Annotated in this window: 12 protein-coding genes; 3 read left to right on the top strand and 9 right to left on the bottom strand. The window is 65.5% G+C overall.

Annotation, left to right across the window (positions count from 1 at the left end; all coding sequences use genetic code 11):
• Positions 1–87: 87 nt before the first annotated feature.
• The 4 genes from tilS to rnhB form a co-directional block, all read right to left on the bottom strand.
• Positions 88–1,344, bottom strand: coding sequence for a tRNA lysidine(34) synthetase TilS (gene tilS, locus F813_RS0108880; RefSeq protein WP_017926292.1), 1,257 nt, complete (start codon positions 1,342–1,344; stop codon positions 88–90).
• Between the two features lie 13 nt (positions 1,345–1,357).
• Positions 1,358–2,323, bottom strand: a complete 966-nt coding sequence (locus tag F813_RS0108875; protein ID WP_012982868.1) for an acetyl-CoA carboxylase carboxyltransferase subunit alpha — start codon at positions 2,321–2,323, stop codon at positions 1,358–1,360.
• A gap of 160 nt (positions 2,324–2,483) precedes the next feature.
• A complete protein-coding gene (dnaE, locus tag F813_RS0108870) occupies positions 2,484–5,963 on the bottom strand; it encodes a DNA polymerase III subunit alpha (RefSeq protein ID WP_017926291.1) in 3,480 nt (1,159 codons plus the stop codon).
• Positions 5,960–6,565, bottom strand: a complete 606-nt coding sequence (gene rnhB, locus F813_RS0108865; protein WP_017926290.1) for a ribonuclease HII — start codon at positions 6,563–6,565, stop codon at positions 5,960–5,962. The genes dnaE and rnhB overlap by 4 nt, the downstream gene beginning before the upstream one ends.
• A 147-nt stretch (positions 6,566–6,712) precedes the next feature.
• Between rnhB and F813_RS0108860 the strand changes: the two genes are divergently transcribed.
• From F813_RS0108860 to lpxB, 3 genes are read left to right on the top strand one after another with little or no spacing between them, the layout of a single operon-like run.
• Positions 6,713–7,726 (top strand): Gfo/Idh/MocA family protein, encoded by a 1,014-nt coding sequence (locus F813_RS0108860; protein WP_017926289.1) that lies wholly within the window; start codon positions 6,713–6,715, stop codon positions 7,724–7,726.
• Positions 7,723–8,820: a DegT/DnrJ/EryC1/StrS aminotransferase family protein gene (locus F813_RS0108855; RefSeq protein WP_017926288.1), complete on the top strand. Its 1,098-nt coding sequence runs from the start codon at positions 7,723–7,725 to the stop codon at positions 8,818–8,820. The genes F813_RS0108860 and F813_RS0108855 overlap by 4 nt, the downstream gene beginning before the upstream one ends.
• A 22-nt stretch (positions 8,821–8,842) precedes the next feature.
• Positions 8,843–9,997, top strand: coding sequence for a lipid-A-disaccharide synthase (gene lpxB / locus F813_RS0108850; protein WP_017926287.1), 1,155 nt, complete (start codon positions 8,843–8,845; stop codon positions 9,995–9,997).
• Positions 9,998–10,012: 15 nt separating this feature from the next.
• Here the strand turns inward: lpxB and lpxA are convergent, their stop codons facing one another.
• From lpxA to bamA, 5 genes are all read right to left on the bottom strand, one after another.
• Complete coding sequence (gene lpxA / locus F813_RS0108845; protein WP_017926286.1) at positions 10,013–10,795, bottom strand: acyl-ACP--UDP-N-acetylglucosamine O-acyltransferase; 783 nt, start codon at positions 10,793–10,795, stop codon at positions 10,013–10,015.
• Positions 10,792–11,250 carry a 3-hydroxyacyl-ACP dehydratase FabZ gene (gene fabZ, locus F813_RS0108840; protein WP_017926285.1) on the bottom strand — a complete coding sequence of 153 codons (459 nt, stop codon included), beginning with the start codon at positions 11,248–11,250 and terminating at the stop codon, positions 10,792–10,794. The genes lpxA and fabZ overlap by 4 nt, the downstream gene beginning before the upstream one ends.
• Positions 11,251–11,316: 66 nt before the next feature.
• On the bottom strand, positions 11,317–12,318 hold the full coding sequence (lpxD, locus tag F813_RS0108835; RefSeq protein WP_012982876.1) for a UDP-3-O-(3-hydroxymyristoyl)glucosamine N-acyltransferase: 1,002 nt from the start codon (positions 12,316–12,318) through the stop codon (positions 11,317–11,319).
• Between the two features lie 4 nt (positions 12,319–12,322).
• Entirely contained in the window at positions 12,323–12,859 is a 537-nt protein-coding gene (locus F813_RS0108830; protein ID WP_012982877.1) for an OmpH family outer membrane protein, read from the bottom strand.
• Between the two features lie 19 nt (positions 12,860–12,878).
• Positions 12,879–15,221: an outer membrane protein assembly factor BamA gene (bamA, locus tag F813_RS0108825; protein WP_017926284.1), complete on the bottom strand. Its 2,343-nt coding sequence runs from the start codon at positions 15,219–15,221 to the stop codon at positions 12,879–12,881.
• Positions 15,222–15,232 lie beyond the last annotated feature (11 nt).

The raw sequence follows: 15,232 nt of genomic DNA, 5'->3' as shown, positions 1-15,232 counted from the left end.
GAAGTTCAAGCATTCGCTTTTCCGCTCGCCCCGTCAACTGTACGGGGACTACAGGTTTGGGGCCCGCAATCGATCAGACAGCCGACTTCAGGGCCCCAGCTCTCCATCCGGCCAGAGAATGGCCACGACGGTCCCATCCGCCCGCCTCCTGACCAACGGCAGGTGCTCGCGCGCCCATGGCGGGACCCCTCGCTCCTGCAGCCGTTTCTTCAAGGGTCGCCGACCCGCTGGCGTCACCACGGTTTCCCCGCCTCGGCGAAACCCGACCTCCAGCGCCTCCTGCGCATCCACACCCAGCGCCTCCAGCGCTGCGCGCTCCAGCACTCGACCGTCCGGGAGCGTCAGGCGCGCATGGCCCGGCGGCCAGGGCATCACGTCGCCTGGCGCGGCCGGCTTCCCATCCGGGGCTTCGGCGTAAATCGTTCCGCGGTAAACGCCCATCCAGCCATCCGCCCAGCGCAGTTCCGGATTCCGGTCCGCCCCGTGCACCTCCAGTTGTCGACAGAACTCCTCCAGCCGCACATGACCCGGCGGTCGCAGGCCCTGCGCGCGCAGCCAGGCCCGCAATCGTGCGCGCCGAGCGGGCAGATCCAGTTCGGCCAGCGAGGCCACCTCGAGCGAGGCTTCACCCGGAAGGTGCTTGTCCTCCAGGCTCGCCAGGCGATCGACGGCCTCGCGCTGCCAGCGAGCGCAGCGTGCCAGGGAGCCATAAACGGGGAACCGTTCTGCCAGACGCGGAAAGATCTCGCGGCGCAGGAAGTTGCGGTCGAAGCGGGTGTCGTCATTGCTCGGGTCGTGGTACCAGTCGAGAGCGGCCACACGCGCGTAGCCCGCGATGCTCTCGCCCGGGACCGCCAGCAGCGGACGCCCCAGCCAGGTATCCCCTTCGCGACGCAGGACGCGCATGCCTTGAAGGCCCTCCGGACCGCTCCCGCGCAGCGCGGCGAGCAGGAAGGTCTCGGCCTGGTCGTCGGCGTGCTGGGCGGTCAGGATCAGGTCCCGCTCGCCAAGGCCCTCGCGCAGGGCCGTGTAGCGCGCGCGGCGCGCCGCGGCTTCCGGCCCCTCGGAGGCATCATCGAGAACGATCACATTGCGTACGGTCAGCGGTACTTCCAGCGCCTCGGCAACGCGCACACAGAATGCCGCCTGCGCCTCGGCATCCGGTCGCAAACCATGATTTACATGCCAGGCCTCAAGCCCTTGAGGGCGCAGTTGCGCGAGCGCGTGCAGTAATACGGAGGAGTCGCGGCCGCCGCTGAAGGCAACCCGCAGGGATGTAGCACCGGGGTGATCCTGCAAAAAGGCCCGAACGGCGGCCATCACCGGGTGCGTGCCATCCGGCACCCGGCCCGGCGTCTCAGGAGGCGGCTTCCTGGAAGGCACCGTAGTCCATCAGGCGGCGGTAACGCCGATCCAGCCGCTTGGCCGGGTCCAGCGCCTCCAGGCCATCCAGGGTTTCCAGCAGTGCCGCGCGCAGGTGCGCCGACATCGTCTCCGGATCGCGATGGGCGCCGCCCAGCGGCTCGGGGACAATGCGATCGACCAGCCCCAGGTCGTGCAGCCGCTGCGAGGTAATACCCAGCGCCTCCGCCGCCTCGGACGCGCGTTCGGCACTCTTCCAGAGAATGGAGGCACAGCCTTCCGGCGAGATGACCGAGTAGGTCGAGTACTGCAGCATCAGCGTGGCATCGCCGACCCCGATCGCCAGCGCGCCACCGGAGCCGCCCTCGCCGATCACCGTCGCGATAATCGGGGTATCCAGCCGCGCCATCACCATCAGATTGCGGGCAATCGCCTCGCTCTGGCCGCGCTCCTCGGCACCGACACCCGGATAGGCGCCCGGGGTGTCGATGAACGTGAGGACCGGCAACCGAAAACGCTCGGCCGTCTCCATCAGGCGCAGGGCCTTGCGGTAACCCTCCGGCCGTGGCATCCCGAAGTTGCGGTACACCTTCTCGCGCGTCTGGCGCCCCTTCTGGTGGCCAATGATCATTACCGGGCGCCCGTCGAGGCGGGCCACGCCACCGACGATCGCCGGATCATCCGCGTAGGTCCGGTCACCGTGGAGTTCCTCGAACTCGTCGAACAGCTGCGGGATATAGTCCAGCGTGTACGGACGCTTCGGGTGGCGCGACATCTGCGCCACCTGCCAGGGGGTGAGCTTGGCGAAGATACTCTCCGTCAGCGAACGGCACTTTTCCTCGAGGCGCTGGATCTCTTCCTGGATGTTGACCTCGGCATCGTCACCCACATAGCGCAGATCCCGAATCTTGGCTTCCAGTTCGGCGATGGGCTGTTCGAAGTCGAGAAAATCCGGATTCATGCAGGGTCCCGCGTCGGAAAGGTGGGCGTCAGGCGCGGAATTGTAACCAATTACCCCGCACTTCGCTGCCCGTTCGAGACCCGCCGGGACGGTTGCGCAGCAACATGCCCTGGTTCAGGGCTATTGATGACAACGCCCGACTTCGCAGATGCCCACAGAATCACCGGCCGTACAGGACCTGGGCCTCGCAACCCGGCCCCAGGGTCTGCTGCAGGTTGCGCAGCAACCGCTCGTCCGGACGGATGGCCCAGCCCTCGGGCAGACTCAGTTCGGCCTCGAGGCCGTCCCGGCGGTAGCACAGGTGGACTCGGCACTGGCCATCGCGATGTTCTTGCATCAGGCCGCGCAGGTTCTCTACCTGCTCGGCACGCACCCCCTCCAGACACAGGTGCAGAGCGCGTGCCCACTGCGCCCGAGCCTCGTCCAGCGTGTACACCGCCCGGGCCCGCATGCGGATACCGCCGGCATAGTCATCCAGCGCCACCGTCCCCTCGGCCACCAGGAGGGTGTCCGGCTCCAGCCGATCGCGATAAGTATTGAAGTCGTCATTGAACAGCACGATCTCGGCACGTCCGCTGCGATCATCCAGGGTCGCGATGCCCATGCGCCCGTTCTGCGTGTTGCGCACTCGCACCCCCACGACCAGGCCGGCAATGCGCACCGTCTCCTGCCGCCCGCGCCGCCCCTGCTGGCCACCGTCATCGGGCCGCTGCTCCAGCTTCGCCTCCAGTTCGGCGAACGTGCTGCCCGTCAGCCGCTTGAGTTCTGCACGATAGCGTTCGACCGGGTGCCCGGTCAGGTACAGGCCCAGCGTCTCCTTCTCCCCGCGCAGGCGGTCATCATCCTCCATCTCCGGGAGGGTCTCGCTCTCGGGGACCACGGCCGCCGCCGGGTCGCCAAACAGATCCACCACCCCCAGGCTCGCGTTGCGCTCGGTCTGCTCCGCCGCGGCCACGGCGGTGGGGATGTCGTTCAGCAGCGTCGCGCGGTTCGCGCCGATCGCATCCAGCGCACCCGCACGCACCAGCGTCTCCAGCACGCGCTTGTTCAGCTTGGACAGGTCCACGCGCTGGCACAGGTCGATCAGCCCGTGGAAGGGACCATCCACCGCACGCGCCTTCAGCAGTGTCTCGATCGCCGACTCGCCCACACCCTTGATCGCCCCGAGGCCATAGACCACCGTTTGCGCATTGAGGCAGGTAAAACGGTAGTCCGACTGGTTCACATCTGGCGGCAGGACCTCCAGACCCATATTCCGGCATTCCTCGATCAGGCCCACGACCTTGTCGGTGTTGTCCATATCCGCGGACAGCACCGCCGCCATGAACGGCGCCGGATAATGCGCCTTCAGCCAGGCAGTCTGGTAGGCGACCAGGGCGTAGGCAGCCGAGTGCGACTTGTTGAAGCCGTAGCCGGCGAACTTCTCCATCAGATCGAAAATGTAGGTCGCGGTACTCTCCTCGACCCCGCGCCCCAGAGCACCCTCCATGAAGATCTGGCGCTGCTTGGCCATCTCCTCGGGCTTTTTCTTGCCCATCGCGCGTCGCAGCAGGTCGGCGCCGCCCAGGGTGTAGTTCGCCAGCACCTGGGCGATCTGCATGACCTGCTCCTGGTACAGGATGACCCCGTAGGTCGGCTGCAGGATCGGCTCCAGATCCGGATGCGGGTACTCCACCTGCGCGCGGCCGTGCTTGCGGTCGATGAAGTCATCCACCATTCCGGACTGCAACGGGCCCGGACGGTACAGGGCCACCAAGGCGATGATGTCCTCGAAGCTGTCTGGCTGCAGGCGGCGAATCAGGTCCTTCATCCCGCCCGATTCCAGTTGGAACACCGCGGTGGTCTGGTAGGCCTTCAGCAGCTTGAAGGTGTCGGGGTCATCCAGCGGGACCGCATCCAGGTCGATGCGGGCCTCCGGGTCCATCTTGCGCACGTTCTCGACCGCCCAGTCGATGATCGTTAGTGTGCGCAGCCCCAGAAAGTCGAACTTCACCAGGCCCACGGCCTCGACGTCGTCCTTGTCGAAGTGGGTCACCAGCGACCCGCCATCGTCTTCGCAGTACAGTGGCGAGAAGTCGGTCAGCGCAGACGGTGCAATCACCACGCCGCCGGCGTGCTTGCCCGCGTTGCGCGTAAGCCCCTCGAGCTTGAGCGCCAGATCGATGATCCCTCGCACCTCCTCGTCCTGGTCGTACTGCGTCTTCAGGTCCTCGCTCTCGGCCAGGGCCTTGTCCAGGGTCATGCCCAGCTCGAACGGGATCAGCTTGGCGATACGGTCGACAAATCCGTAGCCATAACCCAGTACGCGGCCACAGTCGCGCACGACCGCCTTCGCGGCCATGGTGCCGTGGGTGATGATCTGCGAGACCTTGTCGCGCCCGTAACGCTCGGCCACGTAGTCGATCACGTCGTCGCGTTTCTCCATGCAGAAATCGACATCGAAGTCGGGCATGGAGACGCGCTCAGGGTTAAGAAACCGCTCGAAGAGAAGCTCGTAACGCAATGGATCGAGGTCAGTAATTCCCAGCACATAGGCCACCAGCGAACCCGCACCCGAGCCACGCCCCGGGCCCACCGGGATGCCATTGTCCTTGGCCCACTGGATGAAGTCGGCGACGATCAGGAAGTAGCCGGGGAAACCCATCTGGCAGATCACGTCCAGTTCGAGCTTCAGGCGTTCCTCGTACTCCGAGCGCTCGGCAAACTGAAAACGTTCCAGCCGGGCCTCGAGCCCCTTCGCCGAGGTCTCGCGCAGGTGATCCTCGACCGTGTAGCCCTCCGGCACCGGGAAATCCGGCAACACCGACTCCCCGAGCGTGAGGCTGACACTGCAGCGCCGGGCGATCGCCACCGAGTTCGCCAGGGCCTCGGGGATATCCGAGAAGCGTTCCGCCATCTCCTGCGGGGTGGCGAGGTACTGATGCTCGGAGTAGCGCCGCGGGCGCGAGGGGTCATCCAGCGTGGTGCCATCATGGATACAGACGCGCGCCTCGTGGGCCTCGAAGTCCTCGGCCTTCAGGAAGCGAACGTCGTTGGTCGCCACCACGGGCAGCTCGAATTGCTCCGCCGCCGCGAGGGCCTGCTCGATCCAGGCCTCCTCGCCCGGGCGCTCGGTGCGCGTCAGCTCCAGATAGAAGCGCCCGGGAAAACGCTTCAGCCAGGGGGCAAGATCATCGTGGGTCAATACGCGCGCGACGCCCGAGCCGCTCACGAACAGACCATCGATGCCACCCGACAGCGCGATCAGGCCCTCGGCCGCGCTGTCCAGCCATTCCGCGTCGATCCGAGGGATGCCCTTTTCCTGACCTTCCTGCCAGGCCCGCGAGATCAGTCGGGTGAGGTTGCGGTAGCCGGGGTCGTTCTGCGCAAGCAGCGTCATGCGCGCCACGCTCCCGTCGGCGCGGGCATCCCGCACCAGCAGATCGGCCCCGATGATCGGCTGCACGCCCTGGGCAATGGCCGCCCGGTAGAATTTCACCAGTCCGAACAGGTTGCAGTGATCGGTCACCGCCACCGCGGGCATGCCCTTCTCCGCGACCGCCGCGACCAGCGGCTTCAGGCGCACCAGCCCGTCGATCAGCGAGTACTCGGAGTGCACCCGCAGGTGCACAAAACCGGGGTCGTGCCATTCGCCGCTCATGCTTCTTCCCCCGCAACAGCGGCCAGTGCCCGCGCCACTGGCCCAAAGCTCCGACGATGCTCCACACACGGCCCGAGGCGCGCCAGCGCGTCGCGGTGGTAGGCCGTCGGGTAGCCGGCATGGCGATCAAAGCCGTAGTCGGGATAGCGCTCGTGCAGGGCCGTCATTTCCGCGTCACGCGCCACCTTGGCGATGATCGAGGCCGCACTGATCGCCGCTACGGAGCCATCCCCGCCGACGATCGCCTCGGCACTCCAGGGGCCCTCTGGCGTGAAGCGGCCATCGACCAGCAAGTGATCCGGCGCCTGCGACAATGCGGCCACCGCGCGCTGCATCGCCAGCAGGGTCGCGCGATGGATGTTCAATGCGTCAATCTCGGCCGCCTCGGCACGGCCCAGCGCCCAGGCTACCGCCCGTTCGCGAATCTCGACATCCAGCGCCTGCCGGCGCCCGGCCGAAAGTTTCTTGGAATCGGTCAGCCCCGGTGCTGCAAAACTCTCCGGCAGGATCACCGCAGCCGCCACCACCGGGCCGGCCAGGGGGCCACGCCCCACCTCGTCGACGCCCGCGACCCAAGCGTTTGTCACCCTGTTTGCGGACATCGAACCCCCGGCCGGGTTTAGGAAACACTGAAACCCGTGTTTCCCTGGACAATAGCGGGAATGAATCGCGGACATGCGCCGTCCGGACGATCCGTTACAATAGCGCCGGAAATCCTAGCACACGCCCCACGAACCCCGAGCCCGCCCATGTCTCAGAATCCCCTGCGCTGCGCCGCGATCGGCGTCGGTCACCTCGGCAAATGGCATGCTGCCAAATACGCCGCCCTGCCAGAAACCGAGCTGGTCGCCGTAGCCGATGCCGACGCCACCACCGCCGAGCGTGTCGCCGCCGAACATGGCTGCGCCGCCGTCACCGATCACCGCGAACTGCTTGGCCAGGTCGATGCGGTCTCGATCGCCGCGCCGACCACCCTGCACTACGACATCGCGCGGGACTTCCTCGACGCCGGGTGCCATGTGCTGGTGGAAAAACCGATCACCGCGACGCTGGAGCAGGCCGAGGCCCTGAACCAGCTGGCCGAGGCCAAGGGCGTGGTATTACAGGTCGGGCATCTGGAGCGTTTCAATGCCGCCCTGCGCCGGCTGACCGACGATCCGCTGCATCCGCGCTTTATCGAATCGCACCGTCTCGCGCCGTACAAGCCCCGTGCAACGGATGTCTCCGTGGTGCTGGATCTGATGATTCACGACATCGATATCATCCTGTCCCTGACGGATTCGCCGCTGACCGAGGTCCGTGCCTCCGGCGCCCGCGTGCTGACGCAGGACATCGACATTGCCAACGCCCGTCTGGAGTTCGCCAACGGCTGCGTCGCGAACGTGACCTCCTCGCGCGTGAGCAACAAGTCCGAGCGCCGCATGCGCATCTTCCAGTCGCACGCCTACGCCTCGGTGGACTTTCAGAACCGCATCCTCTCGCTGAACCGAATCGGAGCACCCGACCCCGAGACCGGCGCCCCGGAGATCCACCGGGACGAGAGCGTGTTCGACGAGGCCGATGCCCTGCTCGCCGAGATCCGCGCCTTCGTGGCCGCCGTGCGCGGCGAAGGCCCGGTCGTGGTCAGCGGCCGCGACGGGCAGCGTGCGCTGGCCACCGCCGAGCAGATCACAAAGCTCGTCTATCAGAATCTCAACGTGATGGGCCAGGCCGACGGCCCCCACAGCCACCTCGACAACACCCGCACAGGAGTCAAGTCGTGATCCCGATGGTCGACCTGCAGCGCCAGTACCAGAGCCTGCGTCCCGAAATCGATGCCGCGCTGCAGGAGGTCCTGTCCGGGGCCCGCTACATCCTGGGCCCCAATGTCCAGGCACTGGAAGACGAGCTGGCGCGCTATCTCGGTGTGGAACATGCGATCACCTGCGCCTCGGGGACCGATGCGCTGCATCTGGCCCTGGCCGCCGCAGGCATCGGCCCGGGCGACGAGGTGATCACCACGCCGTTCACGTTCATCGCCACCGCCGAGGCGATTCGCTATGTCGGGGCCGACCCGGTGTTCGTGGACATCGATCCCGACACCTTCAACATCGATCCGGAGCAGGTCGAGGCCGCGATCACCGAAAGCACCAGGGCCATCATTCCGGTGCATCTGTTCGGACAACCAGCCGACCTGCCGCGCCTGCAAGCCATCGCCGAACGCCACAAGCTGCTCATTGTCGAGGATTGCGCCCAGTCCTTTGGTGCCACCATCGACGGTGCGCAGACCGGATCCGCCAATGCCTTTGGCTGCTTCTCGTTTTTCCCCTCGAAGAACCTCGGGGCCTTCGGCGACGGCGGCCTGGTCACCACCAGCTGCCCGACCTCGGCCGAGGCCCTGAAGCGGCTGCGCAACCACGGGTCCAGCGAGCGGTACTACCACGACGAAGTGGGCTACAACAGCCGCCTGGACGAGATGCAGGCGGCGATCCTGCGGGTGAAACTGCCGCACATCGACGAATACAACGCCCAGCGCCGGCGCGTCGCCGCCAGTTACCGCAAGGGCCTGGAGGGCCTGCCGGTTCAGACCCCGCACGAGGACGGGATTGGTACGCATGTCTACCACCAGTACACGCTGCTGACCGATCACCGTGACGCGATCATGCAGGCCTTGAAAGAGGCCGAGATCGCGCACGCGATCTACTACCCAGTGCCGCTGCACCAGCAAAAGGCCTTCGCGGACCTTCCGAATCTGCCGACGAGTCTTCCGGTCACGGAATCCGTCACCGCACGCTGTCTGTCGCTTCCGGTGTTCCCCGAGCTCGAGGACGGCCAGATCGAGAGGATCTGCGACACCATCCGGCGCGCCCTCGCCTAGGCACCGAAACAGACCCGGCCCCATGGAACGCCACGTGGTCATCTGCGCCGGAGAGAGCTCCGGCGATGCCCTGGGTGCCGGGCTGGTGCGCGAACTGGCGACCCTGGAGCCCGCGGTGCGCTACTCCGGCATGGGGGGCGCGCAGATGCGCGATGCGGGTGTCGAGACACTGATCGATGTCGAGGAACTCGCGGTCGTCGGGCTCGTCGACGTACTGGTGAACTACCCGCGCCTGCGCCGACTGTTCCGGCGAATGTGTACCCACCTGGACAATACCCGCCCGGATCTGCTGGTCCTGGTCGACTACGTCGAATTCAACCTGCGCCTGGCGGCGCATGCACGACGCCTGGGTATCCCGGTCCTGTTCTATGTCAGCCCCCAGCTGTGGGCCTGGCGATCCGGGCGTATCCGCCGGATTCAGCAGTGCGTCGACGCGATGGCGGTGCTGTTTCCCTTCGAGACCGCGATCTATGAACGCGCGGGAGTCCCGGTGCGCTACGTCGGCAATCCACTGGTGGACCGGGTCCAGGCACCCACCGTACCGCTAGCGGAACGGATCGCCGTCGCCGAAGATGAACGCGTGGTCGGACTCTTGCCCGGCAGCCGCAGCGGAGAGCTCAAGCGCCACTGGCCGCTCCTGGTCGCGACCGCGCGCCGGATGCACAGGGAGGACGCCTCGCTGCGCTTCGCCGTCGCACTGGCCCCGGGCGTTGACCCACCACGCCTGGATGCTCTGGCCCCGCGAGATGGCCTGCCGATTTCGTTTGTCTCCGGCGAGGATGGCACGCACGCGCTGATGGCGGATGCCGATCTGCTGCTGATTGCCTCGGGTACGGCCACGCTCGAGGCCGGCCTGCTCCAGGCACCGATGCTGGTGTTCTACCGGATGGGGAGTCTCAGCCACGCGGTCTTTTCACGCCTGGTCCGCCTGGAGAATATCGCCCTGGTCAACATCGTCGCGGGGGAACGACTGGTCCCGGAATACCTTCAACGTCAGGCAAACCCGGAACGCCTCGCGTCGGACGCGCTCGACCTGCTCCGGCACCCGGAGCGGCTCGGCGCGATGCGCGAATCCCTGGCCTCGATTCGCGAGCGCCTGGGGGAAGGCGGGGCCAATCGCCGAATCGCCGAGATGGCACGGGAGCTCCTCAACCAGGGACGCCTGGTCGAGCCCTGACACGGCAAACCGGTGTCAGTGCGGGCGCCCCCCTCGGAGTATGCCGCGCTGGCTGTTGCGCACGAACCCGATCAGGTTGCGCACCTCCGGGACCTCGGTCTCGTCGAACATCGTCTCCAGATGGCGCTCGCGGCCGGCGCGACCACGCATGCCGAGGATAAAGACGCGATGCAGCGCCTGGATCGCCTCATTCGAGAAACCATTGCGGCGCAACCCGACCTTGTTGATCCCGATCAGCCGCGCGTAGTTGCCGCTGGCCAGGCAGTAGGGCGGCAGGTCGCGGTTCAGCGCCGCCCCCATGCTGGTAAAGGCAAAGGTACCCACGCGACAGAACTGGTGCACCAGGGTAAAACCGCCCAGTGTCACGTTGTCCTGAATCTCGACGTGACCGGCCAGCGAGGTCGCGTTCGAGAAGATGATCTTGTTACCGATGGTGCAGTCGTGCGCGATGTGCACATAGGCCATGATCAGGTTGTCGTGACCGATCACGGTCTCGCCCAGCCCCTTCTCCGTACCGCGGTGCAGCGTGACCGATTCGCGGATCACGTTGCGATCCCCGATCACCAGCCGCGTCGGCTCGCCCTTGTAGGTCGTATCCTGCGGCTCCTCGCCGATCGAGGAGAACTGGAAAATCCGATTCTCGCGGCCGATCTCGGTCGGGCCCCGAATCACGACATGAGGCCCCACACGGGTACCGGCCCCAATCCGCACATTCGGGCCGATCACGCTGAACGGCCCGACCTCGACCGAGGAGTCCAGCTCCGCGCTCGGGTGTACATCGGCCCGCGGGTCGATCACGAGGGGATTTCCTGCCCGGAACACATCAGCTGCGCCGTGGCACAGACGTCGTCACCCACACGGGCGACCGCATCAAAGCGCCAGATGCCGCGCATGGTGCGCTTGAGATCAACACGCAGGTGCAACTGATCGCCGGGCACCACCTGGCGGCGAAAGCGTGCTTCGTCGATCCCCACAAACAGATACAGCTGCTGCTTGTCCTGGTTCTCGTTGCGCGCTTCTTCGGTCTTGAACGCCAGAAGGCCTGTGGCCTGTGCCAGCGCCTCGAGGATCAACACTCCGGGCATCACTGGCTTGATCGGGAAATGCCCCTGAAAATAGGGCTCATTGATACTGACGTTCTTGATCCCGGTCAGATAGCCGCCGGGCTCCCATTCCAGCACCCGGTCGACCATGAGAAACGGATATCGATGCGGCAGATAGCGCATGATCTCCTGGACGTTGAAGTCATCCACGCGGCATTCCTTTTTTGTTGATTCTGACGAGCCGAGACCAAAGGACGACTCCAACACAAGCGGGATTCACGCATCCCGGGTCCGGGCGAGCCGACGCAGCCGTGCCAGCATCCGGTTCCACAGCCGGGCCTCCTGGTGCGGGACACCGGATGCATACTCCCCCGGTCGATCAATCGAGCGCGTGACGAGCGTCATCGCGTGCAGTGTCACCCGATCGGCGATCGCCAGGTGGCCGAGAATCCCGACCCCGCCCCCAATGGCGCAATGCGCCCCGATGCGTGCGCTGCCCGCAATCCCCACACAACCCGCAATGGCCGTATGGTCGCCAATCTGAACGTTATGGGCAACATGGACGAGGTTGTCGATCTTGACCCCGTTGCCGATCCGTGTGGACTCCAGCGATCCGCGATCGATGGTGGAGTTCGCACCGATCTCCACATCATCGCCCACGCGCACATCTCCCAATTGCTCGATCTTCTCCCAGGAGGAATCCGGGCCGGGTGCGAATCCAAACCCATCCGCGCCCAGTACCGCGCCACAATGGATGATGGCGCGTTTGCCAACCTTCACGTCATCCAGCAGGCTGACGCGGGGATGCAGGTAGCACCTCTCCCCCAGTTCGACGCGCTCCCCGAGCACACTATTTGCTCCGATCACCGACCCTGCACCGACCCGTGATCCAGCTCCAACGACCGCGCCGGGTCCAACCTGCACATCGGCGGCAAGATGCGCATCCGGATGCACTCGCGCGCTTGCGTCCACTCCGGGAACGGCGTCCCGGCGACCGGCCGCCAACCAGCGGGACACCTGTCCATAGGCCCGATAGGGGTTGTCGACGGCAATCCACGCATGCGCAGTCGTCGACCCTGGCTTGATACCCGAACGGGGGACCAGCACACAGCCCGCTTGGGTCGACTCCAGGGCATCACGATAGCGATCGGGATTCGTCACAAAGGCCACATCGGCCGGCCCGGCCTGTGCAAGCGTTGCCAGACCTCGCAACGGGATCTCGGCCGATCCCTTGAGGTCGCCGCCCAGATACTCGGCCAGCGCCCCAGCGGTAATCACCCGCTCAGTCGTCGCGCTGCATTGCGGCAAGGATATCGTCCGTGATGTCGACCCGGTCGCTGGCGTAGAGCACATTGCGCTCGGTGAGGATGACGTCGATCTCGCGTTCGCGCGCCAGTTCCACGATGGCGTCGTTGATCCGCCGCTGCAGCCGGGAGAGTTCTTCGTTACGGCGCACGTTCAGGTCCTCGCTGAAGCTCTCCTGGGCGCGCCGGAACTCTCGCGAGCGCTGGGAAAACTCCCGCTCCAGATCGGCCCGCTCAGAGGGATTCATCATGTCCCCGTCGCGCTCCAGCCGGTCACGCATGCGCTGCAGCTCTTCCCGTTCGGCCACAAGCTCGGCGTCACGCGGGGAGAACTCGCGTTCGAGCTCGCGCATAGCCTGCTCGGCCTGCGGCGAGTCCTCCAGGATGCGGTTCATCGTCACAAACGCGACGTTCTGAGCCCCGGCCTGTGCCGGGAGGGCCAGCCAGCCAGCCAACAACAGCACGGCGGACAGCGCCAGGGCGCCGCCCTTCATGGTCCCACTGCGCTGACTCATCGTTTCTTGCTCCTTACACTCAGAAGGATGCCCCCAGCAGGAACTGGAAGCGCTGGATGTCGTCCTCCGGCTGGTCGTTCAGCGGCTCGGCCACACTAAAGCTCAGCGGCCCGACCGGCGAGAACCAGGTGACCGCGAAGCCAGCGGAGGCCCGCAGTTCGCCGACGTCCCAATCGCCCGGGTCGTTAAACACATTACCCGCATCGACGAAGGTACTCATCCGCACGGCATCGTTATCGGCCGCAAACGGCAGCGGGTAGAACAACTCGCCCGAGATCGTAGTGCGGAACCGGCCACCATACGGGTCGTCGTTCGAATCGCGCGTCGCGGGAACGTCCTCGCCCCGGAATTCGCGCAACTCGCGCTGGTCACCCAGGCGGTTGTCCTCGTAGCCACGCACCGACCGAATCCCGCCGGCGAACAGCCGTTCATAGAACGGCAACTCGGACCCGCCGTAGCCGTCCGCGTAGGCGATCCCACCGGAGAGGCTGAACGAATAGCGATCCGACAGGCGGAAGATCTCCTCGCCCGAATAAGTCAGCTTGTAGAACTCTCGATCACTGCCGGGTACGGCAAGTTCCAGACCAATGCGGTGGCGTCGGCCCTGGGTGGCAAAGGTGGTCCGATCGCGCGTGTCATGGATATAACTCGTCTCGATCTTGTAGAAATTCGCCGAACTGCCGAACTCGTCGATCTCGTCAAAGATCTCGTCCGGGCTGCCCCGCCGGCCATCGCGATCAACCGTGTCAATATCGATGTGCTCGAATCCGGGCACGATCCGCACACGATCGAACTCCGACAGCGGGATCCCGTAGCTCACGTCAAACCCGTAGCGGTTCGAGGAGTAGCGCGAGATATTCGCCCGCTCGGCGTCAATCTTGCGGTAGAAGACGGAGAACCCGCGGCTGGCCCCGGCAGGGGTGTAGTGGGGGTTGGTTACACTCATCCGGAAGATCTGGTTCACCCGACTGGTGCTGACCTCCGCGTTGAAGCGGTTACCCGTTCCCAGGAAGTTGTCCTGCTGCAAGCCGGCCGTCAGCAGCACGCCCTGGTTCTGCGAGAAACCCGCCCCGAGCGTCAGCGCGCCGGATTGCTGCTCGGTCACCGTGATGTTCAGGTCCACCTCGTCGTCGGTACCGGGCACCCGCTGCGTCTCCACGTTCACGCTTTGCACAAAAGGCAGGCGCTGCAGGCGCACGCGGGAACGTTCGATCAGGGCCCCGTTGTACCAGGAGCTCTCCATCTGCCGCAGCTCGCGGCGATAGACGCGCTCCTCCGTATTCTCGTTACCGGTGATCTGGATACGGCGCACATAGACGCGCGGGCCTGGGTCGATAAAGAAGGTGATCTCGACCTCGCGGCTGTCCTCGTCGACATCCGGCACGGGATTCACGTTGGCGAATGCATAGCCGTCCTGCATCAAGCGATTGGTGATCCGCTCGGCCGATTGCGTCACCTGGCTGCGCGAGAAGGGTTCGCCTACGTCAATGTCGACCAGTTCTTCCAGCTCGTCCCGCGACACCACGAAATCGCCCGCCAGGTCGAATCCGGTGACGGTATAGCGCTCCCCCTCATCCACGTTAATCGTGATGAACAGATCGCGGCGGTCCGGTGTCAGGGTCACCTGGGTGGAATCGATATCGAACTCGAGAAAGCCCTCGTCCAGATAATGCGAACGCAGCTGCTCCAGATCGCCCGACAATTTCTCGCGGGAATAGTGGTCCCGCCGACTGAAAAAGGCCCACCAGCGGGGCACGCCCGAATCAAACCGGCGAGTCAGCTCGCGGTCGGTGAAGGTCTCGTTGCCCACCACATTGACCTGCTGGATCCGCGCCACAGGGCCTTCGGCGATATCGATCTCGATATCCACACGGTTGCGCGGCAGGTCGATAATCTCGACATCGACCTCGACGTTGTAGCGACCACGGGCAAAGTACTGCTGACGCAGCTCGCTCTCGATCCGGTCCAGCATTGTCCGGTTGAACACGCGGCCGCTACGCAGTCCGGCCGCTTCAAGCGCCTCGCGCAAGCCGTCGTCGGGAATGTCGCGGTTCCCGGAAAAGTTGATCTCGTTGATCGCCGGGCGCTCGGAGACAATCACCACCAGCACGTTCCCGCGCCGGGCAATCTCCACGTCGTCGAAAAACCCCGTCTGGAACATCTCGCGGATGATGTCCGGGCTCTGGCTTTCGTCGAAGGTGTCGCCCACTTCGACTGGCAGATAGCTCAGCGCCGTACCGGCGGTAATCCGTTCCAGCCCCTCGATCTCGATATCCTCGATCTGGTAGGTCTGCCCCCAGGCCGTACCCGCCAGACCCAGGAGCCCGACCAGGGCTATTGCTCTCAAGCTGTTTCGCGACATGCTTTCCGCCA

Source organism: Thioalkalivibrio sp. HL-Eb18, from assembly GCF_000364985.1.
GTDB lineage: Bacteria > Pseudomonadota > Gammaproteobacteria > Ectothiorhodospirales > Ectothiorhodospiraceae > Thioalkalivibrio.
Note: the sequence above shows the minus strand (reverse complement) of the source record. Positions and strands in the feature narration are given on the sequence as shown.